Source organism: Streptomyces sp. NPDC048419 (assembly GCF_043200415.1).
Taxonomy (GTDB): Bacteria; Actinomycetota; Actinomycetes; order Streptomycetales; family Streptomycetaceae; genus Streptomyces.
Genome location: NZ_JBICXT010000015.1, coordinates 162407 through 176800 on the forward strand (window position 1 = coordinate 162407; position 14394 = coordinate 176800).

The 14394-nt window shown below is 72.7% G+C and carries 13 protein-coding genes; 8 read left to right on the forward strand and 5 right to left on the reverse strand.

What is annotated here, in order from left to right; all coding sequences use genetic code 11:
- Nucleotides 1-26: 26 nt before the first annotated feature.
- On the reverse strand, nt 27-953 hold the full coding sequence (locus ACGFYN_RS28840) for a DUF3027 domain-containing protein (protein ID WP_393868804.1): 927 nt from the start codon (nt 951-953) through the stop codon (nt 27-29).
- A 332-nt stretch (nt 954-1285) separates the two neighbouring features.
- Between ACGFYN_RS28840 and ACGFYN_RS28845 the strand changes: the two genes are divergently transcribed.
- The 4 genes from ACGFYN_RS28845 to ACGFYN_RS28860 all read left to right on the forward strand — a co-directional run bounded on the left by ACGFYN_RS28845 (nt 1286) and on the right by ACGFYN_RS28860 (nt 4805).
- Nucleotides 1286-2710, forward strand: a complete 1425-nt coding sequence (locus ACGFYN_RS28845) for an MFS transporter (RefSeq protein ID WP_393868805.1) — start codon at nt 1286-1288, stop codon at nt 2708-2710.
- A gap of 61 nt (nt 2711-2771) precedes the next feature.
- The gene (locus ACGFYN_RS28850) at nt 2772-3284 is read left to right on the forward strand and encodes a DUF2771 domain-containing protein (protein WP_393868806.1); all 513 of its coding nucleotides are present in this window, start codon (nt 2772-2774) and stop codon (nt 3282-3284) included.
- Between the two features lie 11 nt (nt 3285-3295).
- A complete protein-coding gene (locus ACGFYN_RS28855; protein WP_393868807.1) occupies nt 3296-3964 on the forward strand; it encodes a futalosine hydrolase in 669 nt (222 codons plus the stop codon).
- The gene (locus tag ACGFYN_RS28860) at nt 3954-4805 is read left to right on the forward strand and encodes a 1,4-dihydroxy-6-naphthoate synthase (protein ID WP_393868808.1); all 852 of its coding nucleotides are present in this window, start codon (nt 3954-3956) and stop codon (nt 4803-4805) included. The genes ACGFYN_RS28855 and ACGFYN_RS28860 overlap by 11 nt, the downstream gene beginning before the upstream one ends.
- 146 nt (nt 4806-4951) lie before the next feature.
- On the opposite strand, the gene ACGFYN_RS28865 is transcribed toward ACGFYN_RS28860, so the two are convergent.
- A complete protein-coding gene (locus tag ACGFYN_RS28865) occupies nt 4952-5335 on the reverse strand; it encodes a cold-shock protein (RefSeq protein ID WP_393868809.1) in 384 nt (127 codons plus the stop codon).
- A gap of 164 nt (nt 5336-5499) precedes the next feature.
- On the opposite strand from ACGFYN_RS28865, the gene ACGFYN_RS28870 reads away from it, so the two are divergent.
- Nucleotides 5500-5748, forward strand: coding sequence for a hypothetical protein (locus ACGFYN_RS28870; protein ID WP_393868810.1), 249 nt, complete (start codon nt 5500-5502; stop codon nt 5746-5748).
- On the opposite strand, the gene ACGFYN_RS28875 is transcribed toward ACGFYN_RS28870, so the two are convergent.
- Together ACGFYN_RS28875 and ACGFYN_RS28880 are read right to left on the reverse strand one after the other, a co-directional pair.
- Complete coding sequence (locus ACGFYN_RS28875) at nt 5727-6368, reverse strand: HAD family hydrolase (RefSeq protein ID WP_393868811.1); 642 nt, start codon at nt 6366-6368, stop codon at nt 5727-5729. The genes ACGFYN_RS28870 and ACGFYN_RS28875 overlap by 22 nt on opposite strands.
- Nucleotides 6369-6455: 87 nt before the next feature.
- Nucleotides 6456-7460, reverse strand: a complete 1005-nt coding sequence (locus tag ACGFYN_RS28880; protein ID WP_393868812.1) for a hypothetical protein — start codon at nt 7458-7460, stop codon at nt 6456-6458.
- Between the two features lie 122 nt (nt 7461-7582).
- On the opposite strand from ACGFYN_RS28880, the gene ACGFYN_RS28885 reads away from it, so the two are divergent.
- Together ACGFYN_RS28885 and ACGFYN_RS28890 are read left to right on the forward strand one after the other, a co-directional pair.
- Nucleotides 7583-10102, forward strand: coding sequence for a helicase-associated domain-containing protein (locus tag ACGFYN_RS28885; RefSeq protein ID WP_393868813.1), 2520 nt, complete (start codon nt 7583-7585; stop codon nt 10100-10102).
- A 92-nt stretch (nt 10103-10194) separates the two neighbouring features.
- A complete protein-coding gene (locus tag ACGFYN_RS28890; protein ID WP_393868814.1) occupies nt 10195-11850 on the forward strand; it encodes a DNA repair helicase XPB in 1656 nt (551 codons plus the stop codon).
- Nucleotides 11851-11860: 10 nt separating this feature from the next.
- Here ACGFYN_RS28890 and ACGFYN_RS28895 read toward each other — a convergent pair whose 3' ends face one another.
- Nucleotides 11861-12040, reverse strand: a complete 180-nt coding sequence (locus ACGFYN_RS28895; protein ID WP_393868815.1) for a hypothetical protein — start codon at nt 12038-12040, stop codon at nt 11861-11863.
- 265 nt (nt 12041-12305) lie between these two features.
- Between ACGFYN_RS28895 and ACGFYN_RS28900 the strand changes: the two genes are divergently transcribed.
- Nucleotides 12306-14360, forward strand: coding sequence for a HelD family protein (locus ACGFYN_RS28900; RefSeq protein WP_393868816.1), 2055 nt, complete (start codon nt 12306-12308; stop codon nt 14358-14360).
- The last annotated feature ends 34 nt before the right edge of the window (nt 14361-14394 follow it).

Genomic DNA, 14394 nt, shown 5'->3' on the forward strand with positions numbered 1-14394 from the left:
GACGCGCACCCCCACGGACCGCGGACCTACGAGTGCCCCAGCTCCGCCGCGGACTCGTCGGAGACCACCGGTACGGAACCGGAGTCGGCCGCCGGACGCAGCGGGAACGGATCCACCCGCGTCTCGTCGATCACGGGCGCGGCCGGCTGCGGCGGCTTCGGCATGACCGCCGCCTCGGAGTGCCCCCCGCAGCCGTAGGCGAGGGAGACGATCCGCCCGTCGGCGGGCGAGAACTCGTTGGCGCAGACACCGAACGCCTGGCCCAGCGAGCCGCCGATCGGCTGGAGGAAACCGCAGCTGACGCAGGACGCGGGCGCCGCCTGCGCCATCGGCGTCTTCGAGCCGTACGCCTCCTCCCAGCGGTCCGCGGCGACGTGCAGCCCGTAGCGGGACAGGACCCGGGAGCGGCGCATGCCCAGTTCCTCGGCGACGGCCGCGATGGAGCCGCGGGTGGGGACGATGGGCAGGCTCGCGGGCGCGCCCACGGTGACCTCCGCGTCCTCCGCCTCCACCAGCTCCGCCATCTCCTCGGAGACGGGCGAGTCCGGCGCCGGCTGGTCCTCGCCGGAGTACCCGGGCTCCAGCCGGAGGTCCTCCGCGTCCGTCGGCAGCAGATCGCCCGGCCCCATGTCCCCGGGCCGCAGCCGCTCGCTCCACGGCACCCACTCGGGCGCGAGCAGCGCGTCCGCGCCGGGCAGCAGCACGACCTCGTCCAGCGTGACGACCTTGGCCCGGGAGGCGCGCGCGACCGTCACGGCCCAGCGCCAGCCCCGGTAGCCGAGCTCCTTGCACTCGAAGAAGTGCGTGACAACGCGGTCGCCCTCGGACTCCAGTCCCGCGTGCTCGCCCACCACCCCGGGTGCGGCAGCCTCCTCGGCTGCGGCGCGGGCGAGGTCGACGGCCTCGGCGCACAGGCGGTCGGGGGTGCGGCTTCGCGTTGTCGCTGCGCTCACAGGTATCGCTTCTCTCCTACGCCGTCACTCGGGTGCGCCGGCCTGAAGGCGGTGGGTGCGGACGGAGCGGACCGAGGGACCGCGTCGACGTCCACACCCGATCGCACTCGGGCGCACCTCATACATCCATTCTGCTGGATGTCCGTAAGGCGCGCGGCCGAGAACGTTCGCCACGACGCGCTACGCACGCTACCTTCTCGCGACCGCTCGGCCTACACCGACGGGACGTTTCCCGTGCCTGAAACCGTCCGCGGACCGATCAACTCGCCAAGTACGCGCCCATACGCGCGGTAACCGCACTACACACAGGTTTCTCGGGGCACTATGACGGAGTGGCAGCCGCAAGGACTCCTCCTGGGGCCACCGGAGTCGGTGGGATCAAGGGCAGCGGGCGTGGTGGCGGTTCGGGCCGGTTCGGCGGGTCCGTCCGCGCGGTCGGCCGTGCCCTGCACTTCCCGGTGACCGGAACCGCCCGCGGCATCAGAAAGGCCACCCACGCCCACGGCGCCGGGGAATCCGGCCTCGGCAAGCTGATCGAACTGCACGCGGTGAACGGCGCGGGCGACGTCATGATCACCGTCGCCCTCGCCTCGACCGTCTTCTTCTCCGTGCCGACCGACGAGGCCCGCGGGCGCGTCGCGCTGTATCTGGCGATCACCATGGCGCCGTTCACGGTCCTGGCCCCGGTGATCGGCCCGCTCCTGGACCGCCTGCCGCACGGCCGCCGCGCCGCGATGGCGGGCTCGATGCTGGCCCGCGCCCTGCTCGCGCTGATCATCTCCGGCGCCGTCTCCACCGGCAGCCTGGAGCTGTATCCGGCGGCGCTCGGCGTGCTCGTCGCGTCCAAGGCGTACGGCGTCGTACGCAGTGCCGTGGTGCCCCGGCTGCTGCCACCCCGCTTCTCCCTGGTGAAGGCCAACTCCAGGGTCACGCTCGGGGGGCTCCTCGCCACCGGTGTCGCGGCCCCGATCGGGGCCGGCCTGCACGCGATAGGACCGCGCTGGCCGCTCTACGGCGCCTTCGTGATCTACATCTGGGGCATGTTCCTGTCCTTCTCCCTGGCCCCGAAGGTCGACTCGGCCAAGGGCGAGGACGTCGCGCTGCTCGCCTCCGACGAGGAGCATCTGCACGGGCCGCACCGCAAGCCGCTCAAGCGCCCGGGCCTGCGAACCGTGGGCAGCGCCGTCACCCACGCACTCGGCGCCAACGCCGCCCTGCGCTGGCTGTCCGGATTCCTGACCTTCTTCCTCGCCTTCCTGCTGCGCGAGCACCCGTTGACCGGCTCCAGCGCGGCCGTGTCGCTGGGCATGGTGGCCGTCGCGGCGGGCGCCGGGAACGCGCTCGGCACGGCCGTAGGCTCGTGGCTGAAGCAGAAGGCGCCGGAGATCATCATCGTGACGGTCGTCGCGATCGTGCTGGGCGCGGCGATCGTCGCGGCGATCTTCTTCGGCGCGTTCCTGGTGGCCTGTCTGGCCGCGGTCGCCGGGTTCTCGCAGGCCCTGGCCAAGCTGTCCCTGGACGCGCTGATCCAGCGGGACGTGCCGGAGCTGGTGCGCACGTCGGCGTTCGCGCGCTCGGAGACCATGCTCCAGATGGCGTGGGTGCTGGGCGGCGCGATCGGCATCGTGATGCCGCTCAACGGCACGGCGGGGCTGTGCCTGGCCGCCGTCGTGCTCACGCTGGGCCTGTTCACCACGGCCCGCGGCCTGCTCAGCTCGGCCCGGCACGGCGGCGCCGCCAAGCCACGCGTGGCGTAACACAGGGGCACGCCGCACCCCACGTAAAGGAGTGGCCCAAGGCGCCAGATAGCCTTTCGCCATGACCTCGATGCCACGCGGCGGAGCCGCAGATGTCACCGCCGCCGTGCGACGCCGTCGCGCCGTCGCCGCCGCCGGCGCCGTATCGGCCGGACTGCTCGTGCTGTCGGCCTGCGACAAGCCGACGCCGCTGTCCACGATCACGGTCGGCCGCTCCTCCGTCAGCTCGGAGGCCTCCTGCGGTGGCGAGGGCAAGACCCTGCAGACCGCCGACCTGACCAAGTGCCTGCAGGACAAGGACATCAAGTCGATCAAGGTCGACCCCGACGAGACCGTCCGCTTCGGCGTCGACCCGAAGATCGCGGACAAGCGCTGGACGATCCTGATGAACGGTCAGCCGCTGACCGAGGACAGCGACAAGACCTACCGCACCGTCCCGGGCAGCGTCTTCTTCAACGCCCAGTACGGCGCCCAGGGCAACTCCACCGTGGTCTCCATCAAGGCGGCCGACGGCAAGAAGGGCGGCACCACGGTCACCGGCCTGTGGAACTTCAAGTTCAAGAAGGACGACTGACGGCGTCGTCCATGGCCTCCCTCCATGTCCTCGTCGCCACCGCGGTCCCCGCCGAACGGGACGCGGTGGCCGAGGCGTTCGCCGGGGAGGGCCACACCGTGATCGCGGCCGGGGTGGGTCCCGCCCTCGCCGCCGCGTCCACGGCCACCGCCCTGACCACCGCCGCCCTGGAGGGCAGCCCCTACGGCCTGGTGGTCTCGGCCGGGATCGCCGGCGGCTTCCAGCCCGAGGCCCCCGTCGGCTCCCTCGTCGTCGCCGACGAGATCACCGCGGCCGATCTGGGCGCCGAGACGGCGCAAGGATTCGTACCGGTCACCGAACTCGGCTTCGGGACCGTCACCCACCGTCCGCCGAATGCACTCGTACGAGATCTCGTGGCCGCGACCGGCGCGCGCGCCGGAGCCGTACTGACCGTGTCCACCGTGACCGGGACCGCCGAGCGCGCCGCCGTGCTGCGTGCCCGCCACCCCCGTGCACTCGCCGAGGCCATGGAGGGCTTCGGGGTGGCCGAGGCCGCCGCCGCGCACGGCGTGCCCGTGCTGGAGATCCGCGCGGTGTCCAATCCCGTCGGCCCGCGCGACCGCGCCGCCTGGCGCATCGGCGACGCCCTCGCCGCGCTGACCGGTGCCTTCGGGAAGCTGGCGCCCGTCCTTGGGAGTTGGAACCCGTATGACCAGTGAGCAGCCTCTGCAGATCGCGTACTCGCCCTGCCCGAACGACACCTTCGTCTTCGACGCCCTCGCCCACGGCCGCGTGCCCGGGGCGCCCGCGCTCGACGTGACGTTCGCGGACATCGACATCACCAACGGCATGGCCGAGCGCGGCGAGTTCGACGTACTGAAGGTGTCGTACGCCGTGCTGCCGTACGTCCTTCGCGAGTACGCGCTCCTGCCCTGCGGGGGCGCGCTGGGCCGGGGCTGCGGGCCGCTGGTGCTGACCCGGGGGGCGGGGGCCGACCTCAATGGCCGTACCGTCGCGGTGCCGAGCGAGAAGTCGACCGCCTACCTGCTCTTCCGCCTCTGGGCGGCGGACACGGTCCCCGGCGGGGTCGGCGAGATCGTCGTCATGCCCTTCCACGAGATCATGCCGGCCGTGCGGGACGGGAAGGTCGACGCCGGCCTCGTCATCCACGAGGCGCGCTTCACGTACCAGAACTACGGGCTGCACAAGCTCGCGGACATGGGCGAGCACTGGGAGAGCACGACCGGGCTGCCGATCCCGCTGGGTGCGATCATCGCGAAGCGGTCACTGGGCGAGCGGACGCTGACGGCCCTGGCCGACGCGATCCGCACCTCCGTGCGCGCCGCCTGGGACGACCCCGAGGCCTCCCGCCCCTACGTCATGGAGCACGCCCAGGAGATGGACCCGTCCGTCGCCGACCAGCACATCGGCCTGTACGTCAACGAGTTCACCGCCGACCTCGGCGAGAACGGCTATGCCGCGATCCGCGGCCTGCTGACGCGTGCGGCGGCCGAAGGACTCGTACCGGCACTCGAGCCCGACGCCCTGTCCTTCCCCTGAGCAGCGGCCGACGGACGGAGTCCGGCGCAGCCGCCCGCAGCCCGCGCAGCGGCGCAAGGGCCGCAGAAAGAGGTGCCACGTGCGGCGGCCGAGGAGCTTGTACCGCCCCTCGGCCCGGATGCGCTGGAATTCCCGTAAACGGGCGCTTATACGTCGAGTTGGTCGGCGACCGCGCGCAGCAGACCGGCGATCTTCTTGCCCGAGGTCTTCTCGGGGTAGCGGCCCTTCTCGAGCATGGGCGTGATGTTCTCGAGGAGGGTCGTCAAATCCTGCACGATGGAGGCGAGTTCGTCGGGCTTCTTACGGGTCGCGGCCGCGACCGAGGGGGTCGGATCCAGAACGGTGACCGAAAGTGCCTGGTCACCACGCTGTCCGGCGACAACGCCGAACTCCACGCGCTGACCCGGCTTGAGCGCATCCACTCCGGCGGGCAGGACCGAGGAATGGACGAAGACGTCACCGCCGTCGTCACGGGAGAGAAAGCCGAAGCCCTTCTCGCTGTTGAACCACTTGACCTTGCCGGTAGGCACGTCTGTCCTCGTCCTCGTACTCGTCGGAAAACTGCTTCGGAAACTGCTCTTGATAGCAGTGGGGCGGGCCGTCACGGACCCGCCGGTACCAAGGCTAATGCTCTTCAGGCCGGTGACAAGACGTCGCCGGGTTGTTCCTTCGGGCAGGGAACTACCCTGGTCCGGTGCGTGACAAAACCCAAACGAATTCCGCCGAGCCAGGTGACCGACTGATCCGTGCCGGTGTCATCGTGTTCTTCCTCGGTGCGGTGGCCACACTCGTCACAGTGGCTCCGCTGTTCTTCCATGCGAAACCATTTCCGAGCTACATGTTCGGCCTCTGCATGCTCATGGGGATCGGCTTCCTCATGGCGGGTGCCGGACTGCTCCGGTCGATGGCGGCGGGCCGCCGTCAGGCGCGCGCCGGGCGGTAGTCCGCGAGCCAGGCCGGGAACAGCGTGAGGTCGTCGAGGACGACGTCCGCGCCGGCCGCCCTCAACTCGTCGGCGCTGCACGGTCCCGTGGCCACGGCGAGGGCCAGCGCCTCGGCCTTGCGCGCGCCGCGCACGTCGCCGAGGTGGTCGCCGACGTAGACGCTCGCGCCGTGCTCGCGCAGCGCCTCCGCCTTCTGCTCGGCCCACAGGTTGCCGACGACCTCGTCGGGGTGGATGCCGAGGTGCTCCAGGTGCAGCTTGGCGTTCGGCTCGTACTTCGCGGTCACGACGATCGCGCGTCCGCCGGCCGCCTTCACGGCGTCCACGGCCTCACGGGCGCCGGGCATCGCGGGCGTCGCGGCGATGGCGATCGAGGGGTACATCGAGCGGTACAGGTCGGCGATCTCCGCCAGCCGGTCCTCGGGGAACCAGTTGATCAGCTCCTCGGCGAGCGGCGGCCCGAGCCGGGTGACCGCGAGGTCGGCGTCGATGTAGGTCCCCGTCCGCTCCGCCAGCGCCTGGTAGCAGGCGCGGATGCCGGGGCGGGAGTCGATGAGGGTCATGTCGAGGTCGAAGCCGACGGTCAGGGCGGGGGCAGTCGTAGAGGCCATATCGGCCATTGTGCCCAGGCGGCATGACGAAAAGGCGTCCGGCAGGTGTGACCTACATCTTTCCCGCGGGACGTGGATTCCGCCTCTTCGGCCGGACTACAGCCTGCGCTGCGAGCGCCACACCACGTACAGCGCCGACAGCACCGCCGCGCCGCGCACCACCCAGGGCCAGGTTCCGGCGATCGCGTCGTTCATGTGGCCGTGCGCGATGGGGGTGCCCCAGCGGCCGTCGTTCCTGCCCCACAGCCAGACCAGCCCGGCCGCGACCGCGAGGCCCGGCATGCCGACGACCGCCCACTTCGACTCGTTCGGGGTGAGCCGGCGGGAGGCGTAGGCGATGAGCCAACCGAGCAGCAGGGCGAACCAGTTGCCGAGGACCGCGCCGACGACGAGCAGTGCCGCGGCGATCAGCAGCAGCGGGTTGCTCCAGCCGCCGGCCGGGAGCCGGATTCGGCGGCGACGGGCCACGGGGGCCTCGACGACCACGTCCTCCTCCTCGGCCGCCACGGCCTTCCCGGTGGCCGGCGCCTCCTCCGGCTTCTCCGGCTCCTTCGGCGGTGGCGGCCTGAGCAGCTCCGGGATCTCCACGCCGCCGGTGAAGCCGGGCACGCTCTCGCCGAACGGAGTCGTCTCGACCCGCCACCAGTCGGGCTGGATCGCACTGCCGCCGAGCTCCGCGGCGCTCGCCAGGTGGGGCGGCGCGGGGCCGGCGTCGGCGGTGGACGGCCCGGGCTGCGCGGGGCGCGGGCGCGGCACCGCACGGCGCAGGCTCTTCGGCAGCCGCCTGCCGGTGTCCGCCGGTTCGTCGTCCCGCTGCACCGGCAGATGGGCGGGGGCCTGCGCCGGCGCGGCGGACGTGCCTGCCCCGGAGGCCGCACCGCCGGCGGCGGCGACCACCTCGTCGGGGCTGCCGAGCCGGGAGAGGATGCGGCGCACCGCGGCGGGGCTGTCGACGGTCGTCTTCGCCCGCCGCCGGTCGATCTCGTTGCGCAGCTCCGACACCAGCCGCATCCGCGCGGCGGACGGCAGCTGCCGCTGCTGCGCCACGTCTCCGACGCGGCTCAGATACTCGTAGACGACCTTGTCGCTCTCGATCCCCAACGAAGTCCCCTCCGGGGTCGGGCTGTTGAAAACCCCGCGTGACGAAGGTAGCGCAGGGTGGAGCCGACCAGCCCGCACGGGGACGCCGACTGCGGCTCAGGGCAGCCGCTAACGTGGGGCAGATGAGCACCCCGGCCCCGCGTTCCCTCGCAGAGGCACTCCGGCTAAGGGACGACACCTCCCTGGCGGAGCTGCTGCGCAGCCGTCCCGACCTCATCACCCCCGTTCCCACCGATCTCACCCAGCTGGCGACGCGGGCCGGGACGCGGGCCTCGGTGGTGCGGGCCCTGGAGCGGCTGGACCGGTTCGCGCTCCAGACGGCCCAGGCGCTGGCGGTGGCCGCGGACCCGTGCGGGTACGGCGACCTGCTCGGGCTGATGGGCGGCGACGAGGGCGAGGCGGCGGTCGAGGCGGCGCTCCCCCGCGCGCTCGGCACGCTGCGCGAGCAGGCCCTGGTGTGGGGCGGCGACGACCGGCTGCGGCTGGTGCGCACGGCCCGGGAGCTGCTCGCGCCGTCGCCGCAGCACCCGTCGCCGACCGGGCTCGGGCCGACGGTGCAGGAGGCGACGGCGGGCATGTCGCCCGGGCGCATCCAGGAGATCGTCGCCACGGCCGGGCTGCCCTCGACGCACGACTCGGTCTCCGCCGTCACCGCGCTCACCGGCCTGTTCGGCGACCGCGCCCGGATGACGGCACTGCTGGCCGGGGCGTCCGAGGAGTCGCGGGAGGTGCTGGACCGGCTGGTGTGGGGGCCGCCGTACGGCCAGGTCACCGCCGATCCGGCGCCCCGGCTGCGCTGGCTGCTCGACCGCGGGCTGCTGCTGCCGACGGCGCCCGGCACCGTCGTACTGCCGCGCGAGGTGGCCCTGCATCTGCGCGGCGGCCGGGCGCACCGCACCACCAAGCCGCTGCCGCCCGGTCTGGAGGTGACCGGCACGCACCGTCCACAGGTTGTGGACGCGACCGCGGCCGGCCAGGCGTACACGGCGCTGGCGACGGTGGAGGAGCTGCTGAAGGACTGGGACGAGGGCGGGCCGGCGGTGCTGCGGGCCGGCGGCCTGAGCGTGCGCGACCTCAAGCGCACCGCCGTGGCGCTCGACGTCACCGAGCCCGTCGCCGCCTTCTGGGTCGAACTCGCCTACGCGGCAGGGCTGCTGGCCTCCGACGGGGAGGCCGACGAGCGGTACGCGGCCACCCCCTTCTACGACGAGTGGCTGGAACTGCCGGCCGCCGAGCGCTGGGCGCAGTTGGCCGAGGTGTGGCTGACCGCGACCCGGACCGCGGGCGTGGTCGGCGGGCGGGACGCGAAGGACCGCACGTTGTCGGCGCTCGGGCCGGGGCTCGACCGCAGCGCCGCGCCCCAGGTGCGCCACCGGGTGCTGACGCTGCTGGCCGGGCTGCCCGAAGGGGCGTCGCCGTCCGCCGCGTCCCTGCTGGCCCGGCTGCGCTGGGAGCGGCCGCTGCGCGGGGCCCAGCAGGACGACGACCTGCGCGGCCGGCTCGCAAGATGGACGCTCTCGGAGGCGGAGACGCTCGGTGTGACGGGGCGCGGCGCGCTGTCGGAGCACGGGCGCGCCCTGCTGGGGGCGCCCGCGCGCAAGGCCGCCCCGGAGCCGTCCGGCGGCCCCGCCGCGTCGGGCCCCGGCGACAAGCTCCCCGTCCACCACGTGCACGTCACCCTGGAACCGCTCACTCCCGCCGAGCAGGCCACCGCCTCCGCCGCGGCCGCCCGTCTGCTCGCCCCGCTGCTGCCCGAGCCCCTGGACCACGTTCTGCTGCAGGCCGACCTGACGGCGGTGGCGCCCGGCCCGCTGCGGCGCCCGCTGGCCGACATGCTGGGCGTGCTCGCGGACGTGGAGTCGAAGGGTGGGGCGACGGTCTACCGCTTCACGCCGGGTTCCGTGCGCCGGGCCCTGGACGCCGGGCGCGCCGCCTCCGACCTGCACGCCTTCCTGACCGCGCACTCCCGAACGCCCGTACCGCAGCCGCTGGCGTACCTGATCGACGACGTGGCCCGCAGACACGGGCATCTGCGGGTCGGGGCGGCCTCGGCGTACGTGCGCTGCGACGACGACGCGATGCTGAACGAGATCCTCGCCGACAAGCGCGCCGCGGGCCTGCGGCTGCGCCGCCTCGCCCCCACCGTCCTCGCCACCCAGGCCGACCCGGCGACCCTCCTCGACGGGCTGCGCGCGATGGGCTACGCACCGGCCGCCGAGTCGGCGGAGGGCGACGTCCTGATCACCCGCGCCGACGCCCACCGCACCCCGCCCCGCACCGCCCCCGAGCCGGTCCCGGAGGGCCCGCCGACCCCCGACGCCACGCTCCTCGCGGCCGCGATCCGCGCGATCCGGGCCGGCGACCGGGCCTCCACGACCCCGCGCAAGGAGGCACCATCGGCGGGCGGCGACCTCCCGCGCACCAGTTCCGCCGAGACCCTCGCCACCATGCAGGCCGCCGCCCTCACCGGCGTGGCCGTCTGGATCGGCTACGTCAACGCCGAGGGCGCCGCCAGCCAGCGCGTCATCGCCCCCATCCGCGTCGAGGGCGGCTTCGTGACGGCGTACGACCACACCGCGGACGAGGTACGGACGTATCCGCTGCACCGGGTGACGGGCGTCGCGGAGCTCGCGGAGGACTGATCCCGGACCGGTCACGACCCGCGGTGATCACAGGGCCATAGGGCACACTGGACGTTTGGCCTCACCTTTGGCCTGAAGAAGGGGTGCCCCGCGTGAATGGTCCACTCATCGTCCAGTCCGACAAGACGCTGCTGCTCGAGGTCGACCACGAGCAGGCGGGCGAGTGCCGCCGTGCCATCGCGGTCTTCGCGGAGCTGGAGCGGGCGCCCGAGCACATCCACACCTACCGGGTGACGCCGCTGGGACTGTGGAACGCGCGCGCGGCCGGGCACGACGCCGAGCAGGTCGTGGACGCGCTGGTGACCTACAGCCGCTACCCCGTGCCGCACGCCCTGCTGGTCGACATCGCCGACACGATGGACCGCTACGGCCGCCTCACGCTCTCCAAGCACCCCACGCACGGCCTGGTCCTGACCACCACCGACCGGCCGGTGCTGGAGGAGATCCTGCGCTCGAAGCGGGTCGCACCGCTGGTCGGCGCCCGTATCGACCCCGACACCGTCGCCGTGCACCCCTCCGAGCGCGGGCAGATCAAGCAGACGCTGCTCAAGCTGGGCTGGCCCGCCGAGGACCTCGCGGGGTACGTGGACGGCGAGGCGCACCCGATCGAGCTGAACGAGGACGGGTGGGCGCTGCGCCCGTACCAGAAGCAGGCGGTGGAGAACTTCTGGCACGGCGGCTCCGGGGTCGTGGTGCTGCCCTGCGGCGCCGGCAAGACGCTGGTCGGCGCCGGCTCCATGGCGCAGGCCAAGTCGACCACCCTGATCCTCGTCACCAACACCGTCTCCGCCCGGCAGTGGAAGCACGAGCTGGTGAAGCGGACCTCGCTGACCGAGGAGGAGATCGGTGAGTACAGCGGGACGCGCAAGGAGATCCGACCGGTCACCATCGCCACGTACCAGGTGCTGACCACGCGGCGGAAGGGCGTCTACCCGCATCTGGAGCTCTTCGACTCCCGCGACTGGGGCCTCATCGTCTACGACGAGGTGCACCTGCTGCCCGCGCCGGTCTTCAAGTTCACCGCGGACCTCCAGGCCAGGCGCCGGCTGGGGCTGACAGCGACGCTGGTCCGGGAGGACGGGCGGGAGTCCGACGTCTTCTCCCTCATCGGCCCCAAGCGGTTCGACGCGCCGTGGAAGGAGATCGAGGCGCAGGGGTACATCGCGCCCGCCGACTGCGTGGAGGTGCGGGTCAACCTCACCGACTCGGAGCGGCTCGCCTACGCCACCGCCGAGACCGAGGAGAAGTACCGCTACTGCGCGACGACGGAGACCAAGCGCAAGGTGACGGAGGCGATCGTGCGCAAGTTCGCCGGGCAGCAGATCCTCGTCATCGGGCAGTACATCGACCAACTCGACGAGCTGGGCGAGCACTTGAACGCGCCGGTCATCAAGGGCGAGACCTCCAACGCGCAGCGCGAGAAGCTCTTCGACGCGTTCCGGGAGGGCGAGATCAGCGTGCTGGTGGTGTCCAAGGTCGCGAACTTCTCGATCGACCTGCCGGAGGCGACGGTCGCCGTGCAGGTGTCGGGCACCTTCGGCTCACGTCAGGAGGAGGCCCAGCGCCTTGGCCGGGTGCTGCGTCCGAAGGCCGACGGCCATCAGGCCCACTTCTACTCCGTGGTCGCCCGCGACACCCTCGACCAGGACTTCGCCGCCCACCGCCAGCGCTTCCTGGCGGAACAGGGATATGCGTACCGGATCGTGGACGCGGACGAGATCCTGTCGGGCGACGGGCAGGAGGGATAGGGGTCCGCCGTCACTTACGGCGTACGCCCGCTTCCTCGCCGTACTCGCCGAGGACGACGACGTCGAACGCGGCGCCCACGAACACCTTCACCGCACGCAGCGCGTCGCCGAAGCGGTGACGGTGGCTGCCGAGCACGGGTGTTGCGCCGGGCGGACGACCGGGGGCCGGGGTGATGGTTGCTGCACTCATGTCTCCATGGTCCGTCGTGAGGCATAAGGAGAACATCGGCCTCCGGTCCGAACCTGCTTCGCCATGACGTACGACTCCGGGCAGGGCCCTCCCTCCGGGGTACGACAGGGGCGTCCCCTAGGGGGAGGAAAAACCGTTGGCTCCCGCCTGGGCCGCCCGTCTACAATCTCCGCTCTTGCCCGCCTCCCCCGTGGAGCGCTGCCGCCCGGACGGAAACCGGCCGGCCCTCTCAGCCACCTGCTCGTAGGTCTCCGGAGGCATCCCCTTGTCCACGCCCGTCGACGACCCCCTCGAACCACTCTCCCGAGAGCGCTCCCACCTCGCCTCCTCGCGGGCCGCGCTGCGCGCCATGCGCGAGGACGTCGAGTCGCTCGACATCAGCGACGTCACCGCGAACTGGGTCAACGCCGAGGTGCTGGCCCGCCAGATCGACGAGCGCATCAAGGCGCTGGCCGACCTCAGCGACACCCCGCTCTTCTTCGGCCGCCTCGACTACCTGCACGCTCCCGGCGCCGACCAGGCCGAGGGGGCTGACGGCGAGCGCTTCTACATCGGGCGCCGGCACGTGCACGACGACGACGGCGATCCGATGGTCATCGACTGGCGCGCGCCGGTCTCGCAGCCGTTCTACCGGGCGTCCAAGAAGGACCCGCTGGACGTCTCGCTGCGCCGCCGCTTCGGCTACACGCGCGGCGAGATCACGGCCTACGAGGACGAGCACCTCTTGGACCCGGGTGAGGCGGCCCGCACCAGCAAGCTGCTCCAGCAGGAGATCGAGCGCCCACGCGTCGGCCCCATGCGCGACATCGTGGCGACGATCCAGCCCGAGCAGGACGAGATCGTCCGCAGCGGGCTGGGCGGCACGGTGTGCGTGCAGGGCGGCCCCGGCACCGGGAAGACGGCGGTCGGCCTGCACCGGGTCGCCTACCTCCTCTACGCCCACCGGGAGCGGCTCGCCCGCACCGGCACCCTGGTCATCGGCCCGAACCGCTCCTTCCTGCACTACATCGAGCAAGTGCTGCCCGCACTGGGCGAGTTGACCGTGCAGCAGGCCACCGTCGACGACCTGGTGGCGGGCACCGTCCAGGTGCGGGGCACGGACGACGCGCCCGCCGCGATCGTCAAGGGCGACGCGCGGATGGCGGAGGTGCTGCGCAGGGCCGTCCTCTCGCACGTCACCATGCCCACCGAGCCGGTCATGGTGGTGCGCGGCTCACGCCGCTGGCGCGTGCCCGCCTACGAACTGGAGGACATCGTCCGCGAGTTGCTCGACCGCGGCATCCGCTACGGCGCCGCCCGCGAGGCCCTTCCGCAGCGCATCGCGCACGCCGTGCTGGTGCAGATGGAGCGGTCGGGCGAGGCGCCCGACGACCGGGTGCAGGACGCGGTCGCCCGCAACGCCGCGGTGAAGGCGGCCGTCAAGCAGCTCTGGCCGCCGGTCGACCCGGCCAAGCTCGTACTGCGCCTGCTCGGGGACGCGGACTTCCTCGCCGCGCACGCGGACGGCGTGCTCACGGGGGACGAGCAGAAGACGATCCTGTGGGCGAAGCCGGCGCGGTCGGTGAAGACGGCCAGATTCTCGTCCGCGGACGCGGTGCTGATCGACGAGGCGACGGACCTGGTGCAGCGCACCCACTCCCTCGGCCATGTGGTGCTGGACGAGGCGCAGGACCTCTCGCCCATGCAGTACCGCGCGGTCGGCCGCCGCTGCACCACCGGCTCGGCGACCGTCCTGGGCGACCTGGCGCAGGGCACCACGCCCTGGGCGACGCGGAGTTGGGACGAGGCGCTGGCCCACCTCGGCAAGTCGGAGGGCGTGGTCGAGGAGCTGACGGCCGGCTTCCGCGTCCCGACGGACGTCATCGCCTACGCCTCCCGGCTGCTCCCGCACATCGCCCCCGGCCTGACCCCGGTCGCCTCGGTCCGGGAGAACCCGGGCTTCTTCGACCTCCGCGCGACCACCGGGACCGCCGAAGTGGTCACCGCCTGCGAGGAGTTGCTCCGCAACGAGGGCTCGACGGGCCTGATCGCGGCCGACGCCCGCGTGGCCTCCGTGGCCGAGGCGCTGACGGCGGCCGGCATCCCCTACCTGGCCCCGGGTGAGGAGACGACGGCCGAGACCCGTCTCACCCTGGTCCCGGCGTCGCTGGCCAAGGGCCTGGAGTACGACTACGTGGTCCTCGACGAACCGCAGGCCGTGGTCGACGGCGAGCCCGACGAACGCACGGGCCTGCGGCGCCTGTACGTGGCACTGACCCGGGCGGTGTCGGGGTTGATCGTGACGCATTCAGCACCGTTGCCTGCACAACTGGAGGACTGAGGCCGGTCGCGCAGTTCCCCGCGCCGCTGAAGGG

Bases quoted from the DNA above. Each gene is read 5' to 3' on its own strand.
- ACGFYN_RS28850 (WP_393868806.1), top strand. From the start codon at position 2,772: ATGACCTCGATGCCACGCGGCGGAGCCGCAGATGTCACCGCCGCCGTG.
- ACGFYN_RS28855 (WP_393868807.1), top strand. From the start codon at position 3,296: ATGGCCTCCCTCCATGTCCTCGTCGCCACCGCGGTCCCCGCCGAACGG.
- ACGFYN_RS28860 (WP_393868808.1), top strand. From the start codon at position 3,954: ATGACCAGTGAGCAGCCTCTGCAGATCGCGTACTCGCCCTGCCCGAAC.
- ACGFYN_RS28875 (WP_393868811.1), bottom strand. From the start codon at position 6,368: ATGGCCGATATGGCCTCTACGACTGCCCCCGCCCTGACCGTCGGCTTC.
- ACGFYN_RS28885 (WP_393868813.1), top strand. From the start codon at position 7,583: ATGAGCACCCCGGCCCCGCGTTCCCTCGCAGAGGCACTCCGGCTAAGG.
- ACGFYN_RS28895 (WP_393868815.1), bottom strand. From the start codon at position 12,040: ATGAGTGCAGCAACCATCACCCCGGCCCCCGGTCGTCCGCCCGGCGCA.